The sequence below is a fragment of the Tsuneonella sp. CC-YZS046 genome, from assembly GCF_035581365.1.
Taxonomy (GTDB): Bacteria; Pseudomonadota; Alphaproteobacteria; order Sphingomonadales; family Sphingomonadaceae; genus JAWKXU01.
Genome location: NZ_CP141590.1, coordinates 2,775,899 through 2,802,208, shown reverse-complemented (window position 1 = coordinate 2,802,208; position 26,310 = coordinate 2,775,899). Strand labels below are relative to the sequence as shown.

At 64.4% G+C, this 26,310-nt stretch carries 32 protein-coding genes; 11 read left to right on the top strand and 21 right to left on the bottom strand.

The genetic code is table 11. From position 1 onward, the window contains the following. The first annotated feature begins 166 nt into the window (after nucleotides 1–166). From U8326_RS13845 to U8326_RS13795, 11 genes are all read left to right on the top strand, one after another. Nucleotides 167–772: an energy transducer TonB gene (locus tag U8326_RS13845; protein WP_324740942.1), complete on the top strand. Its 606-nt coding sequence runs from the start codon at nucleotides 167–169 to the stop codon at nucleotides 770–772. 122 nt (nucleotides 773–894) lie between these two features. Beyond that, a complete protein-coding gene (locus U8326_RS13840) occupies nucleotides 895–1,554 on the top strand; it encodes a secretin and TonB N-terminal domain-containing protein (protein ID WP_051128761.1) in 660 nt (219 codons plus the stop codon). Continuing rightward, a complete protein-coding gene (locus U8326_RS13835; protein ID WP_015460408.1) occupies nucleotides 1,551–2,093 on the top strand; it encodes an RNA polymerase sigma factor in 543 nt (180 codons plus the stop codon). Before U8326_RS13840 ends, U8326_RS13835 begins: the two co-directional genes overlap by 4 nt. Nucleotides 2,094–2,125: 32 nt before the next feature. Then, nucleotides 2,126–3,106, top strand: a complete 981-nt coding sequence (locus U8326_RS13830) for a FecR family protein (RefSeq protein ID WP_317152295.1) — start codon at nucleotides 2,126–2,128, stop codon at nucleotides 3,104–3,106. Between the two features lie 159 nt (nucleotides 3,107–3,265). Beyond that, nucleotides 3,266–3,559: a helix-turn-helix transcriptional regulator gene (locus U8326_RS13825; protein WP_324740941.1), complete on the top strand. Its 294-nt coding sequence runs from the start codon at nucleotides 3,266–3,268 to the stop codon at nucleotides 3,557–3,559. After that, nucleotides 3,559–4,800 carry a type II toxin-antitoxin system HipA family toxin gene (locus U8326_RS13820; RefSeq protein ID WP_324740940.1) on the top strand — a complete coding sequence of 414 codons (1,242 nt, stop codon included), beginning with the start codon at nucleotides 3,559–3,561 and terminating at the stop codon, nucleotides 4,798–4,800. The genes U8326_RS13825 and U8326_RS13820 overlap by 1 nt, the downstream gene beginning before the upstream one ends. Nucleotides 4,801–4,976: 176 nt before the next feature. Continuing rightward, a complete protein-coding gene (locus U8326_RS13815; protein WP_317152297.1) occupies nucleotides 4,977–5,876 on the top strand; it encodes a LysR family transcriptional regulator in 900 nt (299 codons plus the stop codon). 43 nt (nucleotides 5,877–5,919) lie between these two features. Next, nucleotides 5,920–6,222, top strand: coding sequence for a hypothetical protein (locus U8326_RS13810; RefSeq protein ID WP_317152298.1), 303 nt, complete (start codon nucleotides 5,920–5,922; stop codon nucleotides 6,220–6,222). Nucleotides 6,223–6,328: 106 nt separating this feature from the next. Further along, complete coding sequence (locus U8326_RS13805) at nucleotides 6,329–6,541, top strand: type II toxin-antitoxin system Phd/YefM family antitoxin (RefSeq protein WP_317152299.1); 213 nt, start codon at nucleotides 6,329–6,331, stop codon at nucleotides 6,539–6,541. 17 nt (nucleotides 6,542–6,558) lie between these two features. After that, nucleotides 6,559–6,945, top strand: coding sequence for a type II toxin-antitoxin system VapC family toxin (locus tag U8326_RS13800; protein WP_324740939.1), 387 nt, complete (start codon nucleotides 6,559–6,561; stop codon nucleotides 6,943–6,945). A 78-nt stretch (nucleotides 6,946–7,023) separates the two neighbouring features. Next, nucleotides 7,024–7,434: a barstar family protein gene (locus U8326_RS13795; RefSeq protein WP_324740938.1), complete on the top strand. Its 411-nt coding sequence runs from the start codon at nucleotides 7,024–7,026 to the stop codon at nucleotides 7,432–7,434. A 23-nt stretch (nucleotides 7,435–7,457) separates the two neighbouring features. Here U8326_RS13795 and U8326_RS13790 read toward each other — a convergent pair whose 3' ends face one another. The 21 genes from U8326_RS13790 to U8326_RS13690 all read right to left on the bottom strand — a co-directional run bounded on the left by U8326_RS13790 (nucleotide 7,458) and on the right by U8326_RS13690 (nucleotide 26,260). Continuing rightward, nucleotides 7,458–7,691 (bottom strand): DUF2274 domain-containing protein, encoded by a 234-nt coding sequence (locus U8326_RS13790; RefSeq protein ID WP_317152301.1) that lies wholly within the window; start codon nucleotides 7,689–7,691, stop codon nucleotides 7,458–7,460. Continuing rightward, complete coding sequence (locus U8326_RS13785; protein ID WP_317152302.1) at nucleotides 7,688–9,025, bottom strand: TrbI/VirB10 family protein; 1,338 nt, start codon at nucleotides 9,023–9,025, stop codon at nucleotides 7,688–7,690. The genes U8326_RS13790 and U8326_RS13785 overlap by 4 nt, the downstream gene beginning before the upstream one ends. Continuing rightward, entirely contained in the window at nucleotides 9,022–10,056 is a 1,035-nt protein-coding gene (trbG, locus tag U8326_RS13780; protein WP_324743619.1) for a P-type conjugative transfer protein TrbG, read from the bottom strand. Before trbG ends, U8326_RS13785 begins: the two co-directional genes overlap by 4 nt. A gap of 2 nt (nucleotides 10,057–10,058) precedes the next feature. Next, the gene (gene trbF / locus U8326_RS13775) at nucleotides 10,059–10,742 is read right to left on the bottom strand and encodes a conjugal transfer protein TrbF (RefSeq protein WP_317152303.1); all 684 of its coding nucleotides are present in this window, start codon (nucleotides 10,740–10,742) and stop codon (nucleotides 10,059–10,061) included. A 6-nt stretch (nucleotides 10,743–10,748) separates the two neighbouring features. After that, entirely contained in the window at nucleotides 10,749–12,134 is a 1,386-nt protein-coding gene (trbL, locus tag U8326_RS13770; protein WP_324740937.1) for a P-type conjugative transfer protein TrbL, read from the bottom strand. Further along, nucleotides 12,127–12,381, bottom strand: coding sequence for a putative entry exclusion protein TrbK-alt (trbK-alt, locus tag U8326_RS13765; RefSeq protein WP_015460428.1), 255 nt, complete (start codon nucleotides 12,379–12,381; stop codon nucleotides 12,127–12,129). Before trbK-alt ends, trbL begins: the two co-directional genes overlap by 8 nt. Nucleotides 12,382–12,411: 30 nt before the next feature. Beyond that, a complete protein-coding gene (trbJ, locus tag U8326_RS13760) occupies nucleotides 12,412–13,134 on the bottom strand; it encodes a P-type conjugative transfer protein TrbJ (RefSeq protein ID WP_039577925.1) in 723 nt (240 codons plus the stop codon). After that, nucleotides 13,131–15,581 carry a conjugal transfer protein TrbE gene (trbE, locus tag U8326_RS13755; RefSeq protein ID WP_324740936.1) on the bottom strand — a complete coding sequence of 817 codons (2,451 nt, stop codon included), beginning with the start codon at nucleotides 15,579–15,581 and terminating at the stop codon, nucleotides 13,131–13,133. Before trbE ends, trbJ begins: the two co-directional genes overlap by 4 nt. A gap of 14 nt (nucleotides 15,582–15,595) precedes the next feature. After that, on the bottom strand, nucleotides 15,596–15,868 hold the full coding sequence (locus U8326_RS13750; RefSeq protein WP_039577919.1) for a VirB3 family type IV secretion system protein: 273 nt from the start codon (nucleotides 15,866–15,868) through the stop codon (nucleotides 15,596–15,598). After that, nucleotides 15,868–16,200, bottom strand: a complete 333-nt coding sequence (locus U8326_RS13745; protein WP_039577915.1) for a TrbC/VirB2 family protein — start codon at nucleotides 16,198–16,200, stop codon at nucleotides 15,868–15,870. Before U8326_RS13745 ends, U8326_RS13750 begins: the two co-directional genes overlap by 1 nt. Next, nucleotides 16,197–17,171, bottom strand: a complete 975-nt coding sequence (trbB, locus tag U8326_RS13740) for a P-type conjugative transfer ATPase TrbB (RefSeq protein ID WP_052208609.1) — start codon at nucleotides 17,169–17,171, stop codon at nucleotides 16,197–16,199. The genes U8326_RS13745 and trbB overlap by 4 nt, the downstream gene beginning before the upstream one ends. Before the next feature lie 190 nt (nucleotides 17,172–17,361). Further along, complete coding sequence (locus U8326_RS13735) at nucleotides 17,362–17,799, bottom strand: hypothetical protein (RefSeq protein WP_039577909.1); 438 nt, start codon at nucleotides 17,797–17,799, stop codon at nucleotides 17,362–17,364. Nucleotides 17,800–17,816: 17 nt separating this feature from the next. After that, on the bottom strand, nucleotides 17,817–19,814 hold the full coding sequence (locus U8326_RS13730; protein ID WP_039577906.1) for a conjugal transfer protein TraG: 1,998 nt from the start codon (nucleotides 19,812–19,814) through the stop codon (nucleotides 17,817–17,819). Between the two features lie 243 nt (nucleotides 19,815–20,057). Further along, the gene (locus tag U8326_RS13725; protein WP_039577904.1) at nucleotides 20,058–20,630 is read right to left on the bottom strand and encodes an RloB domain-containing protein; all 573 of its coding nucleotides are present in this window, start codon (nucleotides 20,628–20,630) and stop codon (nucleotides 20,058–20,060) included. Beyond that, nucleotides 20,627–21,841 carry an AAA family ATPase gene (locus U8326_RS13720; RefSeq protein WP_324740934.1) on the bottom strand — a complete coding sequence of 405 codons (1,215 nt, stop codon included), beginning with the start codon at nucleotides 21,839–21,841 and terminating at the stop codon, nucleotides 20,627–20,629. Before U8326_RS13720 ends, U8326_RS13725 begins: the two co-directional genes overlap by 4 nt. Nucleotides 21,842–21,964: 123 nt before the next feature. Further along, the gene (locus U8326_RS13715) at nucleotides 21,965–23,719 is read right to left on the bottom strand and encodes a relaxase/mobilization nuclease domain-containing protein (RefSeq protein WP_039577898.1); all 1,755 of its coding nucleotides are present in this window, start codon (nucleotides 23,717–23,719) and stop codon (nucleotides 21,965–21,967) included. Nucleotides 23,720–23,972: 253 nt separating this feature from the next. Next, complete coding sequence (locus tag U8326_RS13710) at nucleotides 23,973–24,701, bottom strand: lytic transglycosylase domain-containing protein (RefSeq protein ID WP_053059295.1); 729 nt, start codon at nucleotides 24,699–24,701, stop codon at nucleotides 23,973–23,975. 4 nt (nucleotides 24,702–24,705) lie between these two features. Then, nucleotides 24,706–25,041, bottom strand: coding sequence for a DUF736 domain-containing protein (locus U8326_RS13705; RefSeq protein ID WP_039577893.1), 336 nt, complete (start codon nucleotides 25,039–25,041; stop codon nucleotides 24,706–24,708). 54 nt (nucleotides 25,042–25,095) lie between these two features. Continuing rightward, complete coding sequence (locus U8326_RS13700) at nucleotides 25,096–25,593, bottom strand: S26 family signal peptidase (protein WP_047822298.1); 498 nt, start codon at nucleotides 25,591–25,593, stop codon at nucleotides 25,096–25,098. Continuing rightward, nucleotides 25,590–26,066, bottom strand: coding sequence for a DUF2840 domain-containing protein (locus U8326_RS13695; protein ID WP_047822300.1), 477 nt, complete (start codon nucleotides 26,064–26,066; stop codon nucleotides 25,590–25,592). Before U8326_RS13695 ends, U8326_RS13700 begins: the two co-directional genes overlap by 4 nt. Beyond that, nucleotides 26,063–26,260 carry a hypothetical protein gene (locus U8326_RS13690; protein WP_053059296.1) on the bottom strand — a complete coding sequence of 66 codons (198 nt, stop codon included), beginning with the start codon at nucleotides 26,258–26,260 and terminating at the stop codon, nucleotides 26,063–26,065. The genes U8326_RS13695 and U8326_RS13690 overlap by 4 nt, the downstream gene beginning before the upstream one ends. Between the last annotated feature and the right edge of the window lie 50 nt (nucleotides 26,261–26,310).

Here is a 26,310-nt window from a genome sequence, read left to right as displayed (position 1 = left end):
TTTCTTCAGCCCGGCATCGCGAAAGAATTCTGCGGCCCGGCCAGCTGTCACGAAGACGCGATAATTTCTGCCTACGGGCTGAGCATTTGAATGACAGTGGGATGACAGACGCACGATGAGTCGGGAGGTCTCGACACGACTGATAGGCTGGCTCGCCTCGCTCTCCATGCACGCTGCCATGGGGGCTGCTCTCTTATGGGCCTGGGATAAGGGCACGCCTGTTCGCGACGTCGCCGGCGGCGATCGCGGTTCGGTACTGATCGTCGAACTCATCCCCCTTGATCCCGCGGACGGACGCGCTCGCGACGACAGGCCCCAGCGCGGCGAGATGGCGGAGGCTCTGTCGCAACCACGCCCCCCGGAGGCGTCCGGCCTGACCGGAGATCCTGACCCGTTGCCGCGCGCTGCCGGGCCTGAGTCAGATGGGATGCGCGCCAGTGCCGAGGCGCAGGGCGACGCACAGGATCTGGCCAATCTCCCGACCGCCGATGTCCTCGCTTATCGCCGGCGACTAGAGGCTCATCTGGCGCGTTACCGCCTCTATCCCGCCGGTGCGCGCGATGCAGGCCGCGAGGGCGTGGTCATGCTGCACTTCACCATGTCGCGTGAGGGGCGAGTGATCGAGGCCTGGGTTGGAGAAAGCTCCGGCGCCACCGACATCGACCGGGAAGCGGTGGCCGCGGTCATGCGCGCGCAGCCCCTCCCGGCTTTCCCGGAAGGCTGGCCCGGCCAGCTCAGCGTCGTCCTCCCGGTGACCTTCAGGCTCGGATGACAAGGGTTGCGCGCATCCCTTTCATTGCAGTCAGGCGAAGCGGACGAGGGCTTCTGCTCGTTGCCGCCATCGTCTTCACGATCTGCATGGCCGGGGCGGCGGCAGCCCAGACAGCGCCGGCGATGCAAGAGCGGCGCTACGATATTCCCGCCCAACCCGTGGCGCAGGCGATTGCCGAGTTTGCGACCGTGAGCGGCGTCAACATCATCTATCGCCAAAGCCTCGCCGGTGCGCGGCAGTCCACACCGCTCAGCGGCGTCTATGCCGCGCCTGCCGCGCTCCGGCATCTGCTGCAAGGCACCGGCCTCTCGGCGCGCTTCACCGGCCCCAACTCCGCGGTGATTTTCGTCGCGGGCCAGCCGCCACCGACCGACCGGGCCGGAAATGCGGTGACGGCCAGCCCGTCCGCGCTCCATCTCGACATGGCGGAAGTTCGCGCGCCGCGCCTGGTCGGTCGCCGCGATCCGAGCGCCTACAACCATTATGCCCAGCGCGTTCAGACGGAAATCTTCGAGCGCCTGAAGCGCGACGGCGCCTATGAGGGGCGTAGTTTTCGCATCGAGATCGCCGTCTCCGTCGATCCGACCGGCCGCATCGATGAGGTGCGCCTGATGCGCGGCAGTTCCGAACCTGATTGGGACGCCCGCGTCCGCCAGATCCTGTTCGGCACGCTTATCAGCAGCCCGCCGCCCGAGGGGCTAAGCCGGTCGATGCGCTTCGAAGTGGAAACCGACCGTTTTGCGGGACGTGAAGCGCGGCCTGGCGGGAGGCGGCGTCAATGAGCGCGACGCGGGCCAGTCTCAAAACAACGCTGGCGCTCCGCTACACCCAAATTCGCGATCGCCTGGCCGCGCGTCTTGGCTCGCAGGACCTGGCCGGCGAAGCGCTGCACGAGACCTGGATCAAGTTCAGCGATCTCAAAGATGACGCGCCCGTCAACGACCCCGACGCCTATATCTATCGCGCGGCGATCAACATGGCCGCGACCCTGTCGGCGAAACAGCGCCGCGTATTGGGCAGCCAGGATATCGAAGACATATTGTCGATCCCCGATGACGCGCCCGGCCCGGAACGGATCGCCCTGGCGCGCAGCGAACTCGCCCATGTCTGGAAAGTGCTGGGTGAACTGACGCCCCGCCAGCGCCACGTCTTCATTGAGAGTTTCACCGGCACGATGAGCCATGAGCAACTCGCCGAGCACTATGGCGTGACGGTGCGGCTGATCCAGATGGACCTGCGCGGCGCCATTTTGCACTGCGCGCGTCGTACCCGGCGAAAAAACCCTTTCGCTGAGCGGGCCGCTCGCGTGTCTACCCGATAGGAGGAGAAAGAATTGAGGATGCAGACCGCGCAATGGCCGCGCCCGTTGGATTCGGATTGCCGATGACGGATCGGGAGATCCGTGAAGATGACGCCGACGACCTGCTCGTCGAAGCGGCCGATTGGCTCGTCTGCCTGACCTCCGGCGCAGCGACGGACGACGATGCCGCCCGGCTTGCGGCATGGCGCGCCACCAGCCCGGCGCACGAGGCCGCCTTTCGTGAGATTGCCGGCGTGCGCAATTACGCCGTCGCGGCGAAGCACAACAAGAAGCCCGCCATGGTGAGCCGCCGCGCTGTTCTGGCCGGCGGCGGCACGGCAGCGCTCGCCGCACTGACGCTGGGCGTCGCCCGACCGCCGCTCGGCCTCTGGCCTTCCTTTGCCGAGCTCACCGCGGACCACCGGACCGCAATCGGGCAGCGATACGCCTTTGCGCCCGTAAACGGCGTCAAGGTGGAGATGAATTCCCGCACCGCCATATCCCTGCTCGACACGACCCGCGACGGTGCAAACGGCATCAGTCTCGTGGTCGGCGAGGCCTTCATCACCGCCGGGGAACGCAGTGCGCCGTTCCGGGTGAAGGCAGGCGCAGTGGAGGCCTCGACACGGCGCGCCAGCTTCAACGTCCAGCGCCTCGATGGCGGCGTTCGCATCGCCTGTGTCGATGGAGAGGTAACATGCCGTGGAGGCGATCAGCCCATCATGCTGCGCGCCAATCAACAGGTGTTCGTCGCAGCCGATGGCGGAACACGTCGCAGCGAGATCGACGGCGCCAAGGCGACGGCCTGGCGGCGCGGCCTGCTGATCTTCGAAGGCGCTTCGCTGGCCGAAGTGGTCGACCAGATCAATCTCTACCGCTCGGGCAAGATCGTGCTCGCCAATACGGCGCTGGGCAGGCTTGAGGTCAATGCGATCTTCCACACCAACCGGATCGAGGAAGCCGTCCCGCAGATCGAGCAACTGCTGAACTTGCGCGCACGCCACCTTGCCGGCGGCGTGGTGGTGATGAGCTGACACATTACCGGCCATCCACGCCTCGACTGGACATGATGATCTGAAAACGAACCATTCGACACAGCAATGATATGTTTTAGTATCTTTGGTTGATTGTCATTCGTCTATATGATACCTATTCGGATCAATTATGAGTCGATCGATCCGCAAAGGCATCAAATGGAAGACGACCTGTTAAAAGAGATCGGCGATCAGCTTCGGCGGGCGCGGCAGGCCGCGCGGCTGACCCAGGAACAAGTCGCTGATCTCGCCGGCATATCACGCCCGCGCTATCGCGACATTGAGACAGGGGCAGCGGCGGCGCGCGCCACGACATTGATCAACATCGCCCGGGCGGTCGGCCTTGAGATGATGCTGGTGCCCCAGGCGGTGGCGCCGGCCGTGGCGGCGCTCTTGCATCCGGAGACAGACGATGATCGCCCAGCCTTCAGCCCGCAACCGGAAGAGCGGTGATGACAGCCTTGCCAACCGCTGAGGCGATAACCTCCCTGGATGTGTTGCTGAAGGACGTGAAGGTCGGCACGATCGTCAGAACGCCCGGTGATTTCAGCGCCTTCAGCCTTGATCCGGCCTATCGCGCGACGGGCGGCGTTCCGGTTCTGAGCCTGTCCCTTCGCTCGGCATCAGGGGATTTGCGTAAAGACCCGCGTCCTGTCTCTGGCGCCTTGCCGGCCTTTTTCGCCAATCTCCTGCCCGAAGACCGTTTGCGCGCAGCGATGGAGAAGCACCACGCCGGCACTGTGCGGGCGGGCAATGATTTTGATCTCCTGGCGGCGCTCGGCGCTGACTTGCCCGGCGCTGTGCGTGTATTGCCCTCTGACGGACAAGCCAGCGTCACCACAACAGCCTCACATGGACCACGCAAGGCTCGTTTCTCATTGGCGGGCGTGCAAATGAAGCTCTCGGTGATGAAAAACGCCGGCAAGGGCGGCGGTCTGACGCTGCCGCTTGGTGATGGCGAAGGACAATATATCGCCAAGTTCCCGTCCACCGCCTTTCCTGGCGTATCGGAAAACGAATTTGCCAATCTCGCGCTTGCCGAAGCAATCGGGATGGACGTACCGGAGCGAGACCTCCTTAGCCGCGACCAGTTCGAGGGGATACCCGAAGAGTTTGATACGCTGGCCGAGGGACAAGTTCTCCTCGTTCGGCGTTTCGATCGCGAAGCCGGTGGGCAGCGTGTCCATATCGAGGATTTTGCGCAGGTTTTCGGTCTCTATCCTGCACGTAAATATGACGGTGCAGCCTTCCACGACATCGCATCGGTGCTGAACGTCGCGATCTCACCCTTCCCCGCGCTGGAATTCGTCCGGAGACTGACTCTCTCGGTTGTGATGGGCAACGGCGACATGCATCTCAAGAACTGGTCGTTAATCTATCCAGGTGCGGGGGACACCCCGGCACTGGCGCCGATCTACGACATGCTTTCAACGGTTCCCTATATTCCCTCAGATAGTCTGGCGCTGTCGCTTGGCAGTGAACGATCGTTCAAGGCACTGGGACCGGCCCGATGGAAGGCCTTCGCCAATCGGGCGAGGCTTCCAGAGCCTGCCGTGCTCAAAGCCGTTGCAGAGACAGTACAGCGCATCGACGCGCATTGGTGGACCTTGCCAGAACGCGACGCCGTTCCCGCAGCGGTGCTGGAGCGGATTGATGCGCATGTAAAAACCATGCTGCCGATCCTCACGGATTGAGCGCCCTTGCGAGCTGACAAGGTTAATTATTTCGTTTCGATGACAGAATCCGTTTCGTTTGCAGCCGCCTCCGCTGGTCTTTCAGTCAGGAGGAAGTGATGTGAGCAACGGATTTCAGGGCCGGACTGACAGACCGCGCCGGACATCCCTCCCTTCCTCCGTCGGGGAGGTCGGTCGTGCCACTGGAAACGAAACAATTGCGCTACGCAGTGCTCGCTGCGGAAACCAGGAGCTTTTCACGGGCGGCGGCGCTGCTGCGGATCAAACAGGCGACGCTCAGCCGCAACGTCCTGCTTCTCGAACACCGCCTGGGCGTAAAATTGTTCGAGCGCCGGACGCGCGGCGCGATCGTGACACCAGAGGGCTTGCCGATCATCGCCACCGCTAGGCGTATATTGACCGACGTCGAGTGTCTCCAAACGCGAGCGCGCGCCATGCGGAATGGCGATGCGGGTGAACTGACCATCGGCTTTTGCAGTTCACTGACCGCAGGCGATCTGCGTTTCGCAATCGTCGAGTTTCAACGCCGGTTTCCCGATGTGCGGCTAAATGGCGTCGAACGGGATCGCGGTTTTCTGCACCATGCGCTTCACGCCGGGATGATCGATCTTGCCGTCGTCACCGGCGACCTTGGCGATCCTGGCGTCAAACGCCGTCCACTCTGGTCCGAGCGGGTGCTCGTCGCCCTGCCTGACGAACATCCGCTAATCGATGCCGAGAGAATCTACTGGCATGATCTGCGTCGCCAGACCTTCGTCCTCGGCACGCAGGATCCTGGCCCTGACCTGATGCGGTTGCTTCAGGCCCGTCTCGCGGAACCGGGCTATCAGCCCGACGTGGAGATCCAGGATGTCAGCCGTGAGAATGTTCTGGCGATGGTGTCCGCAGGCTGGTTTCTGACATTGGTTTCGGAATCGGCGCTGGGCGTCAATCATCCGGGCATCATCTTCCGCGAGGTTCATGAGCCGACTGGCCAGGCCCGGATCGACTATGGCTGTTATTGGCGCACCGACGACACGAGCCCTGCGCTGCGTCGGTTTCTCGGACTCATCCGTGAGCGCTACCCGGATGCCTGATCCGGCGCCCTTCGTCCCACAGACCATGCAAAGGAGTTACCAGATGCACGCAAAGCCATGGGTGATCGCGCTCGTCGCGCTCGTGATCGGTTTCGGTTCGGGGTTCGTCCTGCGCCCGGTGCTGGTGCCGGGCGCCGACACGCCACCGGCAGCAACCGCACCCTTCGCGGTCAGTTCATCAGAACCGAGGGGAACGCAATATTTCGAGGTCAATCTGGACGAGGCCCGCCAGATCATCGCGCAATGCCGCGACGGCATGGTGCGCGGGACAGAATGTGCGAATGCCGACATCGCGGTGGCTCAGGCGGACGGCAAGGCCAATTTCGACGCCTTCATGGGGCGATAACGCGAAGCGGTGATCCGCCGCATCCACCGAAGCGCCTCGGCCAATGCAGAGATCCTCCTGTCGAGAGTAACCAAATTAGCTATATTCTTGGCTAAGGGAGATTCTGATGGCTCCGTTCTCTGTCCACGATGCAAAGACCAACCTATCCAAACTCATCGCCGCCGCGCTCGATGGCCGTGACGTCGTGATCGCACGCGGGGGCCGGCCTGTCGTGCGCCTCGTTCCCGTTGCTCCAATAGGCAAACGTCGATTTGGAGCGCTAAAGGGCAAGATCGCATTGGATCACCGTTTCAACGACCCTTTGCCTGACGACGAGTAGAAGGGGTGGGGTCTGGGGTGAAACGTCTCCTCTATACCCATGCTCTAATCTGGTGGCTTGCGGGGGACGAAGCTCTCAGCCCGGCGGCGCGGGAGGCCATTGCCGATGATGTGAACAGCGTTGCCGTGAGCGCGACTTCGGCAATGGAAGTCGCAACGAAGTTTCGGATCGGGAAGTTGGCCGACGCGGCGCTTCTGGCGCAAGAGTTCGAGACGATCATCGCATCGCAGGGATTTACCGAACTGCCGATTTCCGTTCACCATGCCAGGCTTGCGGGTGAGATGAAGATTGCCCACAAAGATCTTTTTGATCGGTTTCTGATCGCCCAGGCTCAATCGGAGGACATGATCCTCGCGTCGAACGAAGCGTTGTTCGACAGCTTCGCTGCAAAGCGACTCTGGTAGAATTGCGCGTAGTGCGGCGCCGGAGCGCCTTGTCTGTGCTCACTGGCGCTGTCGCGGGTGACTATATGGGGGGTGTTCTTGAGCGGTAGGTCCACGCCTCGAACCTTCGTCATCGACGGAAGCAATATCCACGACATCCCGTCCTTCTATGACGAGATCAACCGCGTGTTCATGGGCGGTGAGGATTGGAAGCTGGGGCCGAGCCTCGATGCGCTCGATGACATGCTCTATGGCGGTTACGGCGCCTTGCAGGGGAGCGGCCCGGTCGTCCTGATCTGGCGGGGCATGGAGAGAAACCGGACCGATCTTGGGGTGGAAGCGACGCGCGCTTATTACCGCGCAAAAATGGACGCCCCTGATCGGTACAACGTCGCCCGCATCAATGACGATCTCGCTGCCTTGGAACGGGGCGAAGGCGCAACATATTTCGAGATCATCTGCGAGATCCTGGCCGGTCATCCCCGCATCGAGGTTCGAGCAGAAAGTTAGACGCGATCAGATCGGGTCAGCGGTCACGATGGCCTAGTTATCTCACGACGCGCTTTCGAAAACCCGCGATCCGTCGCCATGAACCGTTCGAGCATGGGTGCGACCAGCCGCACCGGGCTGACCGGCTGCGCTGCACCCGTCGATTTCGCCAGCACCCGCCCGTAATCCACAAGATCACGGTGGACGGAGGCCGGCAACTCAATGGTGAGCCGGACCGGCTTGTCCTCCGCCAGATCTCCGAGCTTGAGTTTGGTCATCGTGTCTGTCTCCACGGCGCCAGCACGAGGTCACGGCTCACAAGGACCCGGACCGGATAGCCGGGCCGCACTGTGAGTGTGGGCTGGATGTTGAGCTGACGGCGGACAATGTCCTGACCCGCCTGATTGATCGTGTTCTGCCCGCCGTCACGGATGGCGCGGGCGATATCATCATCGGAGTCCGTTCCCAGTTCAGCGCCGATGCTGAGAAGTGTGGAGAGGCCTGCCGCACGCAATATGCCGCCCCAATGCTCGTTGACCTTATCCTCAAGGCCGGCATAGCCGGAAGGATCGCCGGTGGGCTGGCGATCAAGGATGATCGAGCGCCCATCGGGCAGGATGAGACGATTCCAGACTAGCAGGACACGGCGCTGGCCGAAGGCGACCTCGGCATCATAATCGCCGATCAACCGTGATCCCTGCGGAATGAGTAAGGTACGACCTGTCGGACTGTCATAGACACTTTGCGTCACCTGGGCGGTGACTTGCCCCGGAAGATCGGAACGGATGCCGGTGATAAGCGCCGCGGCGATGACGCTGCCAGCCTGGACGATATGGGGAGAGACCGGGTCGACAAGACGGCCGCTATTGAGCGTTCTGCCTTCCGGGCCGCGCTCTACGAAGTCACGTTTCGCGCGCTGCATATTCGGGCCGTCTGCGGGTTCGGGAACGGTAGGCGTCGCCGCTCCGAGGTCGGCCAGATCGAGGCCAGGCATCGATGCAGGCGCTCCGGCCGCCTGAGCTGAGGCGCCGGCCTGGCCACCCAGAAACAGCCGGCTTGCGATGGCGGCTTCCTGCTCCTGCGCGGCGCGCTGGGCCGCCAGTTCCTCTGGCGTCAGTCCCTGCGGGCCGGCGGCGGAGGGATCGCCCGGAATGCCAGTCGGATCGCCCTGCTGGGCGGCGAGTATGGGGCCGCCGAGATCGCCCGGAAGCGGATCACCAAGCTGCGGCACGCCAGGCGGCAATTGGCTGTAATCGCGCGGTCCGGTCGCGACCTGCTCGGTCACGGCGCGGCTATCGGTATTGTAAAGCTCTTCCGGGCCGCTGCGATCACGGCTCTGCAACGCGAAGGTGAGCGCGCCGCCGACGGCAAGCGCCCCGGCGCCGCCCAAGATCGCCATGGCCTTGCGCGAAAGGCGCATGACGCGAGGCGGTTCACCGCGCAGCCTGAACCCCGCGGGATCAGCCAGAGGCGGCCCTTGCAGGGGGCGGTCCTCCTCGGTCGCCTGCTGCGGTGCGTCATCCGATGCGCCATCGACCGGCGCCGCGACGCCAGCCTCATCTTCGCTTTCCGGCCCTTCACCCTTGGCGCGGGGATCATGCTCGCCGGTCATCGCCGGCTCCTGCGCTGGCGAGGAACGTCATCGCGCATAATGCGGACGACCTGCTGGCGCTCGCCGCCCAGCCGCAGTTCGGCCGCGGCGAACAGACGATCGACGACGATATGGCGATCCGCGACCCGATAGTTGACCAGTTCGCCGCCGCCTTCGGGACCGATGACGAACAGAGGCGGCATTTCCCCCTGGGCGACGCCGGCGGGGAATTCGATAAAGACCTGTCGTCCGTCATCGAAGGCGCGAACGGGGCGCCAGGGCGCGTTGTCGCCGTCGATCCGGTAACGGAAGTTCAGCCGGGCAATCTCGACACCCGATGCAATCGGCGCCGATGCCGCCGCGACGCTATTCTGTGTGCGCAGCGCGATCAGACGGTCCTGCGGATAGGTCCAGGAGACCGACGCCATATAGGTCGATGGCGTGGCGCGCAGTTCAAGATGATAGGTCCGCCGGTTCGTATTGATGACGAGATTGGTGGAAAGATCGGACCGTGTCGGTTTTACGAGAATGTGGACGCGTGCCGACGCGCCGGACCCGCTCACTGTGTCGCCGATGATCCATCGGACCGTGTCGCCCGCTGCGACGGGACCGGGCCCGACGAGCTGCTCGCCTTCCTGCAAGGCGATGTCGGTCACCTGTCCGGGCGCGGCATAGACCTGATAAAGCGCGCCGTCGGACCAGGGGTAGACCTGAATGGCGTTGATGAAACCATCGCGCACCGGTTGCATCCGTGCGGCGGCATTGGCCTGATTGACGCGCGCCGAAGGGTCGGACGGCTCCGGCCGAACTACGCCCTCTTCCGCAGGCTTCAACTGACCCGGTAAGGGGAGCGGTTCGGGGACGGTGACGATCTCAACCGGCATGAGCGGTGCGGCCATTTCAACGGCGGCAATGGCGGGCGCGTCGTCATAGCGTATCGCGGGGATCTTTGCCGACGTGCTGGCGCAGGCGGACAGCGTGGATACGGAAATCAGCAAGGCCGAAAGCACGGTGATACGCGATGACCGCTGACGCGGAGGGAATGCGGACATGGTCATTGGCCTAGCTCCTTCGACCAGTTGATGGCGTTGACGTAGACACCGAGCGGATTCTTCCGCAGGCGCTCGGGATCGCGCGGCGGCTGCACGGTGATGGTGAGAATGGCGGACCACCGCTCGGTCGCGGCGAGGCTGCCGTCAGAATAGCGGCGCTCGATCCAGGCGACCCGGAAGCTGTCGGGCGATGCCCGGATGACGCTGGAGATTTCGGTAGCGACCTGAACCCGGCCGATATTGGCGAACGGATCATTCGTGCGCGCATAATCATTGAGCGCCATGGCGCCGCGATCGGTCGTGAAGTCATAGGCGCGCAGCCAGTTCTCGCGCACGATCACCGGATCGGCGGGCACGCCGCGAACCTGCTCGATGAAACGCGCCAGATGGAAGGCGATCTGGGGATCGCTCGGCCGATAGTCGGCGTTGGCGGGCGCGACGGTCTGGGCTTGCCCCAGCTTGTCGACCTCGACGATCCAGGGCGTGATCGTGCCGCGTGCGCCCTGCCAGACAAGGCCGCCGGCGAGACCGGCGGACAACGCCAGGCAGCCGAAGGCGGCGAGCCGCCAGTTGCGGGCCTGGACACGGGCGGAGCCGATCCGCTCATCCCAGACCTGCGCCGCGCGCTGGTACGGCGTTTCCGGCTCCGCAGCTTTGCCGTATCGAATGGAGGGTCGCTTGAACATGAGCGGTCAATCCTTTTGCTTGATGTCGGGCGACATGCCGCCGCCGCCGCGATCCCCGGAGCGCACCGCATGGGTGACGGAGGTGACGCCGCGTTGCAGCGCCTGCTGGCGCTTCATTGACTGCGCCCAGGCGGGCGGTGATCCTCCGCCAGAGGAAGAAGCGGCGGGCGCCGCAGTGGCGGACGCGCCGCTCGAAGCTCCAGCGCCGCCCGAGATCGTGCCGCCTGTTGCGCCGAAGCCGGCACGCGCGCCGGAACGGAAGCTGGATTTGACGCTGTCCCCGGCTTTGGAAGCCGCGCTCTTGATCGGGGCCATCGCCGCCTTCGCCGCTCCGCTTGCGGCAGCTTGCCCTACGGCGGAGAGACCGCCTGCAACCGCGCTTGCCCCGGTTTTGCCAATCGAGCCGACGCTATAGCTGCTGGCGGCCGCGCCAGCCGCGAAGGAACCGCCGCGCGCGGCGGCTGCTCCCGCCTTCATCCCGCCGCCGATCGCGGACGCCGCGCCGGAGGCCGCCATTCGGGCGCCCATGGCGCCGCCCACCGCCATGCCGCCTGCGGCCAGCGCCGTTCCGACGGCAGCGCCAGCGCCCAGCTGGGGTGCGCCTGAGACAAGGCCGGTCGCGATGCCCGGACCGAAGATGGAAAGACCGAGCAGCGCCAGCGCCGCAAGCGCGACCGACATGGCCTGTTCGGCGGTCGGCATCTCCCCGAAGGCGCTCTCGAACTGGGCGAAAAGGCCCGTCCCGATTCCGACGATGACGGCGAGGACCAGCACCTTGATGCCGGAGGCAACGACATTGCCGAGCACCTTTTCAGCGAGGAACGCCGTCTTGTTGAACAGGGCGAACGGCAGCAGCACGAAGCCCGCCAGAGTGGTCAGCTTGAACTCGATCAGCGTGACGAAGAGCTGCACGCTGATGATGAAAAACGCGATGAGGATGATAACCCAGGCGATCAGCAGGATCGCGATCTGGACGAAATTGGTGAAGAGCCCGACCGGGCCAGTCAGTTCTCCCGCCGCTTCGAGCAATGGCTCGCCGGCGTTGAACCCAGCGGCCGCGACGCTTCCCGGCTTCATGAAATCGGCAAGGCTGATCGCAGAGCCGCTGGCTTTGAGGCCAAGCCCGGCGAAACTGTCGAAGACGATGCCGGCAAGCGCGGAGAAATTACCGATGACGAAGGCGAAGAAGCCGACATAAAGCACCTTCTTCACCAGCCGGTGCATTACGTCCTCATCGGCGCCCCAGGCCCAGAACAAACCGGCGAGCGTGATGTCGATGACGATCAGCGTGGTCGAGAGGAACGCGACCTCGCCGCCGAGCAGCCCGAAGCCGCTGTCGATGTAATTGTTGAAGGTGTCGAGGAAGGTGTTGATGACGCCGGTATCATTCATGGCGGTCACCCTCGCGTCCGAGGAAACGGCGGCGGTGCTCCTCCCAGGCCGCGTCACAGCCGGAATCCGGCATGGTGAGCGTGCGGCAACGGGCAAGCTCGTCGCGCAAGGGATCGTACGGCGCGAGATCTGTGGGCGATGGCAGAGGCGCGGCAGGTTTGCGCTCGTCCACCGCTATGGCGATAGCGGTCGCCATCAACAGGCCTCCGGCAAGCGCGACTCCGGCGATCCTGGCGCTGCGGCTCATGTGCGTTTCCCCTTCTCGATTATCGCCCGGTCACTGGCCGCTGCGGCGCATGAAACGGCGAAAATGCTCGCGGCCCTGCTCTTCGGTGGCGGCGTTGCGCGCGGATTCGAGCGCCTGGGCGCGGCCCTGCGCGGCGAGAAGCGCGGTGAGATCGGCGATCTGACGCGATTGCAGGGCAAGAAGCTGGTTGCCGGCCTGGGCCGCCTGAAGCGCGCCGGTCGCCGACTGGCTGGCGCCGACGATGTCCGCCATCGCCGTCTGCGAGCCTTCGATATTGCCGACGACGCCGGCCTGGACGCGGAGCGCATCCTCGAAGCTGCCGACACTGTCCCGCCAGCGCTCGCGGGCATTGGCGATCAGGGTCGCGTCGGACGCGCTCATATCGACATTACGATAGCGCGCGGTAAAGGCGTCCTCGATCGTCTTCACATCATAGGCGATGCGCTGCGCCTCGCTCAGCAACTGGCGGGTCTGCTGAATCTGCGCCTGAAGCTCGCCCAGGCTGCTGAACGGCAGCGAAGCGAGGTTGCGGGCCTCGTTGATGAGCGACGTCGCCTGCTGCTGGATCTGCTGTATCTGATTGTTGATCTGCTGGAGCGAGCGCGCCGCGGTCAGCACATTCTGCGCATAGTTGGTCGGGTCATAGACGATCCCGCCGAAGCCGAGCTGCGCGCTGGCAGGCTCTGGGACGGCTGTTAGACCCAGCATCGCGATGCCGACGATGATGCTGCGGCGCAGTTTATGACGTGTCATAGCGGATTCTCCTCTGTGAAAGCGGGCAGAAGGTCGGCCGCCCAGTTCAGACCGCGATGGCGCAGCCAGGCGTCGGCGAAGCCCTGCTGCCCATGGGCGTCCATCAGTTCGCCGATGGTGATCTGGTCGGTCTTGGAAGAGGCGGCCGCGAAAGCGAGCGCGACATCGCCGAGACCCAGCTCGAACAGCCGGTTGCCGCGTGGGGACTGGCAGTAATAATCCCGCTTGGGCGTCGAACGGGCCAGGATTTCGATCTGCCGGTCATTGAGACCGAAGGCGCGGTAGATGCGGGCGATCTGCGGCTCGAGCGCGCGTTCGTTGGGGAGCAGGATACGCGTCTTGCAGCTTTCGATGATCGCGGGCGCGACGCTGCTGTTCTCGATCTGGGCAAGCGACTGGGTGGCGAAGATGACGCTGGCGTTCTTCTTGCGCAGCGTCACCAGCCATGTGGAGAGCTGGCGGGCGAAGGCGGGCGAGTTCAGCGCCAGCCAGCCTTCGTCGATGATGATGAGCGTGGGGCTCCCATCGAGCCGCCCGGCGATGCGGTGGAAGAGATAGGACAAAACGGCGGGCGCCGCGCCACTGTCCATCAGCCCTTCGGTCTCGAACGCCTGCACCGAGGCGGTGCCGAGCCGTTCCTGTTCGGCATCCAGCAGCCGCCCCCAGGCGCCGCCCACGCACCATGGCGCAAGCGCCTGCTTCAGCTCCTGCGACTGGAGTAGCACGGCGAGCCCGGTGAGCGTTCGCTCGCCGGGCAGAGCGCTGGCGAGGGAGGTCAGGGCCGACCAGATATGGTCCTTGGCCTGCGGATCGACTGTCGCGCCTTCGGATTCGAATATGCCTGCGAGCCATTCGGCGGCCCAGGCGCGCTCGGCCGCATCGTCGATCCGCGCCAGCGGCTGCAACAGGACACTGCTGTCCTCTTCCTTCCCGGCCTCGCTCGCAAAGAGGCTGCCGCCCAGATCCTGCCAGTCGCCGCCCATGCCGAGCGCGGCGGCGCGTATGCTGCCACCGAAGTCAAAGGCGAAGATCTGGCTGCCGGCATAGCGCCGGAACTGGAGCGCCATGGTGGCCAGCAGCACGGATTTGCCCGCGCCGGTCGGGCCGACGACAAGCGTGTGCCCGACGTCGCCGACATGCAGCGACAGGCGGAACGGCGTGCTGCCCTCGGTCCTGGCGAACAGCAGCGGCGGCGCCTTGAAATGCTCGTCGCACGATTGGCCCGCCCAGATCGCCGAGAGCGGGATCATATGGGCGAGGTTCATCGTCGAGAGCGGCGGCTGCCGGACATTGGCATAGACATGGCCGGGCAGCGATCCGAGCCAGGCCTCGATCGCGTTCATGCCTTCGGGGATGCAGGTGAAGTCGCGGCTCTGGACGATCTTCTCGACCAGACGCAATTTCTCGGCGGCGATGCCGGGATCTTCGTCCCATACGGTGACGGTCGCGGTCACATAAGCCTGACCGACATCGTCGGCGCCGAGTTCCTGAAGCGCCGCATCGGCGTCGGCCGCCTTGTTCGACGCATCGCTGTCCATCAGGACCGACGCCTCGTTGGTCATCACTTCCTTGACGATTGCCGCGATGGATTTGCGCTTGGCGAACCATTGCCGCCTGATTTTCGACAGCAGCTTCGTCGCGTCGCCCTTGTCGAGCATGATGGCGCGGGTGGACCAGCGATAGGGAAAAGCGAGCCGGTTCAGCTCATCGAGAATCCCCGGCCAGGTCATTGTCGGAAATCCGATCACGGTGAGGACGCGCAGATGATGCCGGCCCAGCCGGGGCTCGAGACCGCCGGTCAGCGGCTCATCGGCCAGCAGCGTATCGAGATACATCGGGGTTTCGGGCACGCGGACCCGCTGGCGCCGGGTCGAGATCGTCGAGTGGAGATAGGTCAGAGTCTCCGCATCATCGAGCCAGGCGGATTCGGGCACGAACCCGTCGATCAGATTGAGAAGCTGGGCGCAGCGATCCGTGAAGCTCTTGACCAGTTCCCAGGGATCGACCCCGTCTTTGGCCTTGCCTTCGTAGAGCCAGCTTTCGGCGCGGGCCGCGTCCTCGGCGGGCGGCATCCAGAGCAGCGTGAGATAATAGCGGCTCTCGAAATGCGCGCCCGCGTCGACGAACTGGGCGCGGCGTTCCTCGTCGACCAGCGACGAGACCGGGTCGGGGAAGTCCGAAACGGGATAGTCGTCGGACGGGATGCGCTGGGCTTCGACGAAGATCGACCACCCCGATCCCAGGCGCCGGAGTGCATTGTTGAGCCGGTGGGTAACGCCCACCAGTTCAGACGGTGTGGCGGAATCAAGATCGGGGCCACGAAAACGCGCGGTGCGCTGGAATGAGCCGTCCTTGTTGAGGACGACGCCCTCGGCAATCAGAGCGGCCCAGGGCAGGAAGTCGCTGAGCCAGGCAGCGCGTTGGCGATATTCGGCGAGGTTCATCATGGTGTTGCTCCGCCTCAGACACGCAAATGCGCGGGGTATCGGAGATGACGGCGGGCGACGTCGGCGAACTGCGCATCGCGGCGCGCGGCCCAGACGGCGGCAAGATGGCCGACCAGCCAGAACACGCCGCCGGCAATCCACAACTGGAGGCCGAGACCGATCGCGGCCGCCAGCGTGCCATTGGCGATGGCGAGCGTGCGCGGGGCGCCGCCGAGCAGGATGGGCTCGGTCAGCGCCCGGTGGACGGGGGCGTAGAAGCCCGCGACCTCATCTCCGCCGCCCAACATCAGATGACGGCCCCGCCGCCGAAGCTGAAGAAGGAGAGGAAGAAGGAACTGGCGGCGAAGGCTATCGAAAGACCGAACACGATCTGGATCAGCCGCCGAAACCCGCCATTGGTGTCGCCGAACGCCAGGGTCAGGCCGGTCACGATAATGATGATGACCGCCACGATCTTGGCGACCGGCCCTTCGATCGACTGAAGAATCGACTGAAGCGGCGCTTCCCAGGGCATCGAGGAGCCTGACGCCCTGGCCGCGCTCGACATGGCGAGCGCGACCACGAGGCCGATCATCGCCGTGTTGGCGGTGCTGCGGAAACGGGAAAGTGCGTTGGTCATCCGAGTTCTCCTGTCTGATGGATGGGGACGTCTTCCGCCCGGCGGACGGGCTCGAGCGGGCCGGGGAGCTGGCGCAGCGCATATTCACCGGCGGCATTGAGCCCATCGACGCGGGCGAGTTCGGACAGCCGACGACCATGGCCATCGCGCACAAGGACCGCGACGAGATCGATGGTCTCCGCGATCAGCGCCCGCGGCACCGTCACCACCGCTTCCTGGATGAGCTGTTCCATGCGGCGTAGCGCGCCGATCGCGCTGCCGGCGTGGATCGTGCCGACGCCGCCGGGATGGCCCGTGCCCCAGGCCTTGAGGAGATCGAGGGCCTCGGCGCCGCGCACCTCGCCGATCGGAATCCGGTCCGGGCGGAGGCGCAAAGAGGAACGAACGAGATCCGACAGGCTGGCGACGCCGTCCTTGGTCCGCATCGCCACCAGATTGGGGGCGCTGCACTGAAGCTCGCGGGTGTCTTCGATCAGAACGACCCGGTCGCCGGTTTTGGCGATCTCGGCCAGCAGCGCGTTCGTCAGCGTGGTCTTGCCGGTGCCGGTGCCGCCGGCGACCAGGATATTGGCCTTGTCGGCGACTGCGATTTGCAGCGCCGACGCCTGCAACCGCGTCATGATCCCGTCGGCGACATAATCATCGAGGGTGAAGACAGCCACGGCGGGCTTGCGGATCGCGAAGGCCGGCGCTGCGACGACAGGCGGCAACAGCCCCTCGAACCGCTCCCCGCTATCCGGCAGCTCGGCCGAGACGCGCGGGCTCCCTGCATGAACCTCGGCGCCGACATGATGGGCGACCAGCCGAATGATCCGCTCACCGTCAGCCGGTGAAAGCCGTTCGCCGGTATCGGACAGGCCTTCGCCCAGCCGGTCGAGCCATAACCGGCCATCGGGGTTCAGCATGACCTCGACGGTCTTCGGGTCCGCCAGCCAGCCCGCGATCGAAGCGCCCAGCGCCGTGCGAAGCATCCGCGCACCGCGTGCCGAACTCTCCGGTTTAAGGCTGTAGCTTGCCAATGACCGTCCCCTGATTGCGCCTTGGCGCGAGCCGCGCGTGGGCATGGGGACAGTTAGAAGAGACAGAAAAAACGCTATCGCAACAACTATTTGCGTTTAGCGTAGGGCGTCGAAGGAATAGAAAGCCGGGCGTAGGACTTATTCAGTCCTCAAACCCGGTAACGGGACGGCTCGCCTGTGAATCAACGTCCTGCGTGATCTCACGAGCGAGACTCGACCCCGTCTCGACCCGACGGCCAAGCGCTTCGATGAAGGCCTTATAGCGTTCATTGCCGCTGGCCTTCGCGGCCGCCTGCCCGGTGTCGGGCAAGGGCGGGGTTGTGGTGAGCCAGAAGCGAACGAACAGGGCGATCGCCTCATTGGAGATGGTGATGTTCTGCTCGGCTCGCTCCAGTTGCCGCGACAGGCGATCGAGGCGCCGCGCCAGCGCCGCCTCCAGGCGCTCAGGCCCGTCTGGCGACAGGAACGAGAGAAGTGCGGCCTCGATGATGTGCGTCTGCGGCACGCGCTTGCGGGCGGCATAGTCCTCGATCTGATCGACGAGATCGGGCGGCAGACGATAAGTGCGTTTGACGCGCATGGTCTGGGTTCTCCCTGTCAAAGCTCGATGCCGTCGCCGGGATCGAGGCTCGCGATGCGGGCGATGCGGTGCATCCGGCGCTGGGTGGTCGCCTCGTCGCTGGCTGTATCCGGTTCGTCGAAATCGAACTCGTTGACGGGCGCCGGCGCCTCACGCACCACCTCCTCATGGTCGGGAAGCCCCGGCTCACGGCGGATATTGGCATTGGCGTCATCGCTGTCGGCATTCTCAGGCGTGGCGGCCGCACCGCCGGATTGACTTGGAGGCGGACTGTCCGGCTGCGGCGGCGGTTCGATACCCGTCCAGTCGTCTGGACGTGGCGGCCGCTGGTTGCGCCGGGGTTTTGGCGCCGGCAGCAAGCGGCGGGTGAGACGGGGATCGGTAAAATATCGCGCCTTCTTCGCCCGCACCGGCGGCGTGCCCGCCACCATGACGATCTCATCGTCGGGTGGAAGCTGCATGATCTCTCCAGGCGTGAGAAGCTGGCGGGCGGTCTCGGATCGCGACACCATCAGATGACCGAGCCAGGGGCTGAGCCTGTGGCCCGCATAGTTTTTCATCGCCCGCATTTCGGTCGCGGTGCCGAGGGCGTCGGAGACCCGTTTGGCCGTCCGCTCGTCGTTGGTCGCGAACGAAACCCGGACGTGGCAGTTATCCAGGATCGAGTGATTGACGCCATAGGCCTTCTCGATCTGATTGAGCGACTGGGCGATCAGGAAGGATTTCATTCCGTACCCGGCCATGAAGGCGAGCGCGGATTCGAAGAAGTCCAGCCTGCCCAAAGCCGGAAACTCGTCGAGCATCAGCAGCAGGCGCTGCCGCTTGGCAGTGGAGTTCAACTCCTCGGTCAGCCGGCGGCCGATCTGGTTGAGGATGAGGCGGACCAGCGGCTTGGTGCGGTTGATGTCGGACGGCGGCACGACGAGGTAGAGCGAGACTGGATGCGGCCCGTTCACGAGGTCGGCGATGCGCCAGTCGCATTGCCGTGTGACGGCCGCGACGACGGGATCGCGATACAAGCCCAGGAACGACATGGCGGTCGAGAGCACCCCCGACCGTTCATTCTCGCTCTTGTTGAGGAGTTCCCGCGCCGCCGAGGCGACGACCGGGTGGACGCCCGCGTCTCCCAGATGCGGGGTTAGCATCATGGCCCGCAGCGTGGTCTCGATCGGGCGGCCCGGATCGCTGAGGAAGTTGGCGACGCCGGCCAGCGTCTTGTCGGACTCGGCATAGAGCACATGGAGAATGGCGCCCACCAACAGCGCGTGGCTGGTCTTTTCCCAGTGGTTGCGCTTCTCGAGCGACCCTTCGGGATCGACCAATATGTCGGCGATATTCTGAACATCGCGGACTTCCCATTCGCCGCGGCGCACTTCGAGCAAGGGGTTATAGGCCGCGCTCGCGGCATTGGTCGGGTCGAACAGCAGCACCTTGCCGAAACGGCTGCGGAAGCCTGCGGTCAGTCCCCAGTTCTCGCCCTTGATGTCGTGGACGATGCAGCTGCCCGGCCAGGTCAGCAAACTGGGAACAACGAGGCCGACGCCCTTGCCCGAGCGGGTTGGCGCGAAGCACAGCACATGCTCCGGGCCATCGTGGCGAAGATAGTTCGTGCCGAGCTTGCCGAGAATGACGCCATCATCACCCAGCAATCCGGCGGCGCGCGCCTCCGTCTCGGTCGCCCAGCGCGCCGAGCCATAGGTTTCTGCATTCTTCAGTTCACGGGCGCGCCAGACCGACATGCCTATGGCGACGGCAATCGATACGAATCCACCTGAGACGGCGATATAGGCGCCGTGCAGAAATATGTCGGGTGCATAGGCGTCGAACGAAAACCACCACCAGAAGAAAGCGGGCGGCGGATAGATCTGCCAGTCGCCTATGGTGAACCAGGGTGATCCGAGCTGGGGTTGATGGGCGAGCGCGGCGGCCGTCCACTGGGTCGCGCTCCAGACTGATGTGAGAACGATCGCGAAGACTGCGAGGATCTGGCCCCACAATATCTTGGTAGCCGACATAACCCTTCCTTTCCGGCAAATTGCCTAAAGGTCGGGATCCAATGATTGCGATTACAATATCTTAGCGAGAGCGATCGAAGAAATAGAAACGCTATCGTGCAAATACAAATGATAGCGTAGGCGAATTACGCGCGTCTCAGACTCTATTTGCATCGAATTTCGCCATACGGCTGGACCGATCGTCCGCTGAACCTCGGGAATGACGCAGCATCCAACAGCCTCCCGCATGGACCGATGACCCGGTCACCGAACCAATCCAATCTCGGTGAGAAAGACGGCGAGGTCTTGCTCAACAGCCGCGGCGCGATGAACGGCGTCGAGGTCCAGACGTTCGGCAAGTCGGTTGGCTGACATCCCTTTCTGATAGTCATTCCATCGCCGTCGTAACTCGCGAAGCGCCCCTGCGGTGCTTTGCGGATCAAGGCGTTCACATCCGTCGATGTGATGCAGCAACGTGGCTTCATGGCAGGGCCGTTGCCATACAAGATGAATATTCTCGCGGCGGCTTAGCTGGAAGAGACGCTGATCACGTTCCGGGACGGCGCCGAGCCGGTCGGCATCGAGCAGCACAATCTTGCGATCATAGGGTTCGCCACGACTTTTCTGCTTCTGCGCGATCCTGCGAGCAGCCAGTTCAACGATGCCACATGGATCGCCGCCGCCAGGTTGCAGCACAACCAGATCGAGATGGACCGCAAGTTGCTGATCTTCGATCAGACGGGTGAGGAATGCTCCATAGCCGCGTTCGCTCTCTCCCTCGCAGCCGACAAACAATCGCCTGCGCTGCGGGATGCGGCGGCGTTGTGGCCGCCTCATCCGATTTGGGGAACGGCGCCGTAGGTGCCGCCCAGATATTTGCGATAATAATTGTCGTCGCGCCGGACCGACTGGACGTCGCGCAGCGTGTAGACCTCGGTGCGACCGCGCCGGTCCTTGGTGCAGAACAGCACTTCCTCCTTGATGAGTTCCTCCAGCAGGGAGGCGTTATGGCAGGTCATCCAAAGTTGGGCATCATGCGGATTACGTTCCGGATCGTGGAACCAGCGCAGAATCTCAGGCAACACCAGAGGGTGGATAGCGGTGTCCAGTTCGTCGATTACCGCGAGGCCGCCGGTTTCTAACGCTTGAAGAATGATTGGATAGATACGCAGGAACATCCGCGTGCCGTGGCTTTCCAGTACGAGCGGCATCGGACCATCATGGCCTTCATGAGTGAACAGCGCGATTGGACCGTTGGGACCGGATTCGAGTCGCATCGCCTTGATGCCGAGGTCGATCCGCTCGATCTCACGGTTGAGCGCATCGACCAGCGCCGGATTGCTAGCATAGTGGCGCACCATCTGATCCTCCAGTCCATCCTGCTTCTCGATCAGGATATTGGAGATGACGAGTGAAGCCGCCTGCCAGATGGATGTGGCGAAGGGATGCTTGAGCTGGGCAAGCGTCGAGATGACGCTTGCGTTCGGCCGCAGCACCTTCTCCAGTGCCTGCCGGTAGCCGGAAAGGCCAAAGGCGCTCGCCGCCGTCACCTTGCCGTAACGATCGCGCTCGAACAGGCGAACCTTACGCCCGGTGTCCGGCGGCCAATAATACATCGCTTCAGCCAGCACCTCCTGCGCCTGACCTGCCGCGCCGCCCAGCGTCACCTCATACGCGTACCGGCATTGTGGTCCATTCGGATCATCACTCTCGGGATCAGCAAGGCCGGCCAGCGAGACCGACAGGCGCGTCGGCGCAGCCAAGGATGCTTCGTCATTGAAACGTTCGTAAGGCAGACGCGCACCGGGCGCGATGCTGAAGCTGTCGCGTACGAACCAGGCCACAAAAGACAGTGCGCGCAGCACCGTTGATTTGCCCGAAGCGTTTGGACCGAAGATAGCGACCACCTTGGGCGCCCGCTCCTTGGAACCCGCCCAGATTGGTGCCAACCGTTCGGGAGTGTCGGGCGCGTTTCCAGCCGCGCGCAGGTCGATGACCTGCCGCTCGCGGATGGAATAGAAGTTCTCAATGTCCAAGCTGTATAGCATCTGCGCCGCTCCTCGACCCACAAATAGGGCATTTGTCGCCACATTCAACGAAAATTTGTTAAACTAGGCGCCAAATATCCTTTTTCGATCCTGTTTGACGTCAGGAAAGCAGGCCAAGATTTGCTACAGACCCAGGCCCCGCTGTCGGCCAAAGGTCCAATCAACCCCGCCGCCCGGCGTCATTGTCCCGGACACATGCTGCCCCAGATTCTGCTCCAGCGCGGGGCGCCACGGTACGAGTTGGAACCCGAGACCATTGTCGATCATGGCATAGCGGCCGGATGCGAGCGTGACGCGCTCCCGGTAGACTCCGGCGACATGCTCCCCAGGCGCCGACGGCTGCGGCGCGAGGCCCGTCCGGCCCGCAATTTCCGTCTGCGCCCGTTGCAGCTCACGCTCTTTCAGCGTCTTCAACAACGACCGTGCGAATACTACTCGTTGCCCGCGACGTTGGGCGAAACCCTCCCCCTCGAGATAATCGCAGCGCGCTTCCAGCGCCGAGGCCACCTCAGCGCCGAATCCGCCGCCCAGCACAGGTTGTTCGCGGGCGATCAGATTGCGATCGAGCCAGGTGACGCCATCAGCGCTGATCTGTTGGCTCAAGGTCAGATCCGAGCGCGTCGCGAGCGAATGGCGCCGCTGTCCCCTAACGTCATCCCAGGAGCGCAGCTCGACAATTGCGCCTGGCTTCGCGTCCCCGGTCATTTCGAGATCCTCGAACCGGAGATGATGGGTGCGACCATCGATGCCGTCGACCACGGCAAAGGCGCTCCCTTTGAGTTCATCATAAAGCCCGCGATCAACCAGACGGCCCACGATCGGATCGACCGGCGGAGCGAGGTGGATCGCGAAACGCGATACGTCCGGATTCGGCGTGTCCTTACCCATCGCCTTATGCATAGTCTTGATGATATCGCCGCGAACGCCGAGATCGCGCAGCTTGTCTTCCAGACCCGGCTTGATGGTCCAGGCTGCGGGACCGAGCGGATCGACCAGACCCAGGGCTTCGAGCTTCTGCGCGCGGCCTATCAGGAGATGCCGGTTTTGAGCTCCATGACCATTGGCGTCCGGGCGCAGATCGACAATGCCGCCATGACGATCGGCGATATCTCTCAGCGAGCGATCGAGGCTGGTCCAGCGATCGGCCTGAACCTCGCGACCGAGTGCGGCCTGGATCTCGCGCTGTGTGCGCGGCCCCATTTCAAGGGTCACGCGGTCCTCGGCGCGATGGCGGAAGCCCTCGCGGATATAGTCCCGGCTTATGACGAGGTCGCGGCCATCGTCACCGCGACCACGAACCAGCACATGAATATGGGGGTCGTCGGTGTTCCAGTGATCGATCGCCACCCAGTCGAGCGAGGTGCCAAGGTCGCGCTGTGCATCTGCCATCAACTCGCGGGTAAAGGCACGCAGGTCCTCCATCTCTCTGGCGTCCTCCGGTGAGATGATGATCCGAAAATGGTGGCGGTCGTCCTCGCAGCGATCAGCAAAGGCGTTCCCGTCCGCCTGGTCGCCAGTCGCGTCGAACAGTCGGCCCGGCGCCCCGTCGCGAGTGACACCTTCGCGTTCGAGATAGCTGGCGTGCCGGGCAAGCGGCGCTGCACGATATTTGCCCCCTTGGTGCCGGACAATCCGCATCTTGACGACGACGCGTCGATCCGATGACCTGCGCGCGCGACGAGGGGCTGTCACTCGGCCGCGCCCGAAGCGGGAAGCGCCGCCCCCTTTCCGGCGAGGACTGTATGTGCGACCGCCGCGCCCGCCTTTGTTCGCCGCCCGCAGCACCTGGCCGACGAAGGACTTCGCTTGCCGGCCTTTTGTCCCTCCGTCGCGGGGCCGTCCAGGCCTGACCTGGAACTCGTCGTCGGGGCCGCTCATCGGAGGCTGGAACCATCGGCGCAAAAGCCCGCCAGACGCGGATTGACGAGAATTTCGGCAGTTTCACGAAAACATGCTGGCAGGCCGCTCACGGAGCCATACGAAAAACCCCCGACCAACCAACCATCTGGACCGAGCCTGCTGGCGGTCCTTTTATCTTGCGATGCTCCCCTTATTTCCCTGCCTTCCCGGCCTCGTATGCGATAGCGAACGCCGTTGCGCCCCAGACTACGCCTGCCTGCGAGCGGGCGCCTCATGACGGCTGGTGACCGGAAAGAGGGACGAACAGGCTATCCTCGACTTCGGAAGGGGCTGGATCTGGTATCTCTCCGGCATCGCCCCGTGGCGCTACGGATGGCGTCGAAACTGTGCCGGACGTGACGCTGACCGGACGGGAAAAGAGCGGCGCGTGGGTCCAGGCCAGCGCATCGGCGGGCGCGCTGGCGAGCGCGCGAGCGGGCGCTCCGCCGACCATCGGCGCGAGCATGGCGAGATAGGCGCGCGTCTCTCGCGGTAGCGGGCGGCCGGTCGCCAGATGCTCATCATAGCGTCCCGGGCCAGCGTTATAGGCTGCCAGCATTGCAGTCGGATTGCCGTAACGATCGTGCAATTCACGAAGATAGGCGGCGCCCGCGATGATGTTGTCGCGGGGGTCGTAGGGATTGCGGCCGAGACGATAACGCGCGCGAAGTTCCGCCCAGGTGCCGGGCATGATCTGCATCAGCCCCATGGCTCCAGCGTGCGAGAGCGCGGTCACATCGCCCGCGCTCTCGACACGCATGACCGCCCATATCCAGCGCTCCGGGATACCGAAACGACGCGATGCCTCGGCCACATGAGCGGCGATCGGCGTCACCGCGGACGACGACTGCGCCGTGGCGGTTTCGCCGCGCGCGATGGCCGTCGCCGGCGCACTCGCAAGACTTGCGAGCAACGCCAGCGACAGCGCCCGGCGGCGCGATGTGCAGCAGCGCGGGCGCACCGGATCAGCTCCGATCTTCGCGGACACGCGGACGGCTTACCGACAGGCGGAAAGCCGAACCCTCGTCGTCGGTGCGGAAGAGATGCGCGCGCAGAGTCTGGCCCGCGAACAACGGGCTTTCGATCTCCAGCGAGACATAGTCGCCCGCGCGTTCGCCGACATCCTTCCACGCAGCGCCGACTCTGGGGCCATGTTCGTCGTCGAGCAGGACGCGGAAATCCGGCGCTTTTTCTGCATCGCTCGGTTCGGCGGGAACGAGGGCGATAACCTCATCGATGCCGAACAACCGGATGCGGCCCGTATAGCCATCATCGGTGGGTTTGAAGATATTGGGTTGCATTGCCAGTCTCCTTTGCTTGGCGGGGTGGAAGAGATTTCGCGGCACGGCGAACGCTCACATCGGCGTCGCCCGACCGATCACGGTTGCTGCGGGAAGCAGTCCGAAATAGCGGCCGTCGAGGCTGTCCTCGCGGTCGGCGTTGAGGAAGAAAAGCTGGTCGGCTGCGAGCGTTCGGCAGCCCGTCCAGACCGGCAGCGCGCGGCCAAGCCGGTCGGTCGCCTTGGCGACGGCGACGGTCCGGCCATCGATGCTGATGGTGTCGCCAGTCCGGCAAACCGTCTGTCCGGGCAGCGCCGCGACACGCTTGAGGAGCGGCAGGCCGAGCGGCAGATAACCGCCCTCGGCGAGGAACCGCGCGATGTCCGGCGGCGGCTTCACCACGGCAAGCGCGCCGCGCGGGACGGAGTCGCCCGTCCGCACGCGGTAGAACCCGATAGGGACGCTGGGACTGGCGTTCCAGATCAGTCGCGGCGGTGGATCGATCCACATGGAGATCGCGATGAGATTGACCGCGACGACGGCCGCCGCGAGCGTTTTCCACGGATAGGTCATTGCAGGGAGCCTTTGCGGGCGAGCCAGGCGCGGTGGCGCTCCAGCGTGTAGGGACGCGGCGTTTCGCGGGCGGCGAGACGATTGTGGACGTGGCGCCAATGGTCCGGCGCGACGTCGGCGGGATCGATGTCGAGGGCGTCCACCGCGTCGATCGCTTCGAACACGCGCTGGACCTTCGGCCAGCCGGAAACCCGCAGCAGAATGTCGCCGCCGGGATCGACGCCGGGCACGGTCTGATAGGGTTCCCCCGGAAGGACCGCGCGCAGTATGTCGATGCGGGAAACGACCGTGCCGAAGTCGTTGGACGCCCAGCGCACGAAGGCGAATATGCTGCCAGGAGCGAAACCGAGGCGGCGACGGCGCCGGTCGAGCATCTGATCCTCGACAGGGCGTCCGAAGCGTATCCAGCGCTCGATCTTCTTCTCGATCCACAGCAGGTCGACGCGGGTGCGATCATCGCGGGCGGCGATCATGGGGCGCGCTCCTGATCCTCGTCCGGGAAGGCTTCGACCAGCATGGCGCGCAACAGATCGGCCAGCGTCAGCCCGCGCTGGAGCGCCGCCAGCTTGATCCGCTTCCGCAATTCCGGCGTCACGTCGATGGTGAGCCGCGCGGTGTTTGCGCTGCGTGTTGGCGGCGTGGTTCGTTCCCGATCGCCGTCGGACACCCAGGATTCAACACCGCGCGGCCGGGCAATGAAATGCCGAGACGATTTGC

What these genes read in the sequence shown, in the direction of transcription:
- U8326_RS13725 (WP_039577904.1), bottom strand. Translation starts at nt 20,630, where the DNA reads ATGAGGCGGCCACAACGCCGCCGCATCCCGCAGCGCAGGCGATTGTTT.
- U8326_RS13835 (WP_015460408.1), top strand. Translation starts at nt 1,551, where the DNA reads ATGAGCGCGACGCGGGCCAGTCTCAAAACAACGCTGGCGCTCCGCTAC.
- trbL (WP_324740937.1), bottom strand. Translation starts at nt 12,134, where the DNA reads ATGAATGATACCGGCGTCATCAACACCTTCCTCGACACCTTCAACAAT.
- U8326_RS13705 (WP_039577893.1), bottom strand. Translation starts at nt 25,041, where the DNA reads ATGCAACCCAATATCTTCAAACCCACCGATGATGGCTATACGGGCCGC.
- U8326_RS13790 (WP_317152301.1), bottom strand. Translation starts at nt 7,691, where the DNA reads ATGACCAAACTCAAGCTCGGAGATCTGGCGGAGGACAAGCCGGTCCGG.
- trbK-alt (WP_015460428.1), bottom strand. Translation starts at nt 12,381, where the DNA reads ATGAGCCGCAGCGCCAGGATCGCCGGAGTCGCGCTTGCCGGAGGCCTG.
- U8326_RS13720 (WP_324740934.1), bottom strand. Translation starts at nt 21,841, where the DNA reads ATGCTATACAGCTTGGACATTGAGAACTTCTATTCCATCCGCGAGCGG.
- trbF (WP_317152303.1), bottom strand. Translation starts at nt 10,742, where the DNA reads ATGTTCAAGCGACCCTCCATTCGATACGGCAAAGCTGCGGAGCCGGAA.
- U8326_RS13695 (WP_047822300.1), bottom strand. Translation starts at nt 26,066, where the DNA reads ATGATCGCCGCCCGCGATGATCGCACCCGCGTCGACCTGCTGTGGATC.
- U8326_RS13810 (WP_317152298.1), top strand. Translation starts at nt 5,920, where the DNA reads ATGCACGCAAAGCCATGGGTGATCGCGCTCGTCGCGCTCGTGATCGGT.
- U8326_RS13820 (WP_324740940.1), top strand. Translation starts at nt 3,559, where the DNA reads ATGACAGCCTTGCCAACCGCTGAGGCGATAACCTCCCTGGATGTGTTG.
- U8326_RS13825 (WP_324740941.1), top strand. Translation starts at nt 3,266, where the DNA reads ATGGAAGACGACCTGTTAAAAGAGATCGGCGATCAGCTTCGGCGGGCG.
- U8326_RS13805 (WP_317152299.1), top strand. Translation starts at nt 6,329, where the DNA reads ATGGCTCCGTTCTCTGTCCACGATGCAAAGACCAACCTATCCAAACTC.
- U8326_RS13845 (WP_324740942.1), top strand. Translation starts at nt 167, where the DNA reads ATGCACGCTGCCATGGGGGCTGCTCTCTTATGGGCCTGGGATAAGGGC.
- U8326_RS13730 (WP_039577906.1), bottom strand. Translation starts at nt 19,814, where the DNA reads ATGTCGGCTACCAAGATATTGTGGGGCCAGATCCTCGCAGTCTTCGCG.
- trbE (WP_324740936.1), bottom strand. Translation starts at nt 15,581, where the DNA reads ATGATGAACCTCGCCGAATATCGCCAACGCGCTGCCTGGCTCAGCGAC.
- U8326_RS13735 (WP_039577909.1), bottom strand. Translation starts at nt 17,799, where the DNA reads ATGCGCGTCAAACGCACTTATCGTCTGCCGCCCGATCTCGTCGATCAG.
- U8326_RS13840 (WP_051128761.1), top strand. Translation starts at nt 895, where the DNA reads ATGCAAGAGCGGCGCTACGATATTCCCGCCCAACCCGTGGCGCAGGCG.
- trbB (WP_052208609.1), bottom strand. Translation starts at nt 17,171, where the DNA reads ATGCTTCGCACGGCGCTGGGCGCTTCGATCGCGGGCTGGCTGGCGGAC.
- U8326_RS13745 (WP_039577915.1), bottom strand. Translation starts at nt 16,200, where the DNA reads ATGACCAACGCACTTTCCCGTTTCCGCAGCACCGCCAACACGGCGATG.
- trbJ (WP_039577925.1), bottom strand. Translation starts at nt 13,134, where the DNA reads ATGACACGTCATAAACTGCGCCGCAGCATCATCGTCGGCATCGCGATG.
- trbG (WP_324743619.1), bottom strand. Translation starts at nt 10,056, where the DNA reads ATGTCCGCATTCCCTCCGCGTCAGCGGTCATCGCGTATCACCGTGCTT.
- U8326_RS13785 (WP_317152302.1), bottom strand. Translation starts at nt 9,025, where the DNA reads ATGACCGGCGAGCATGATCCCCGCGCCAAGGGTGAAGGGCCGGAAAGC.
- U8326_RS13700 (WP_047822298.1), bottom strand. Translation starts at nt 25,593, where the DNA reads ATGACCTATCCGTGGAAAACGCTCGCGGCGGCCGTCGTCGCGGTCAAT.
- U8326_RS13830 (WP_317152295.1), top strand. Translation starts at nt 2,126, where the DNA reads ATGGCCGCGCCCGTTGGATTCGGATTGCCGATGACGGATCGGGAGATC.
- U8326_RS13715 (WP_039577898.1), bottom strand. Translation starts at nt 23,719, where the DNA reads ATGAGCGGCCCCGACGACGAGTTCCAGGTCAGGCCTGGACGGCCCCGC.
- U8326_RS13750 (WP_039577919.1), bottom strand. Translation starts at nt 15,868, where the DNA reads ATGTTGGGCGGCGGAGATGAGGTCGCGGGCTTCTACGCCCCCGTCCAC.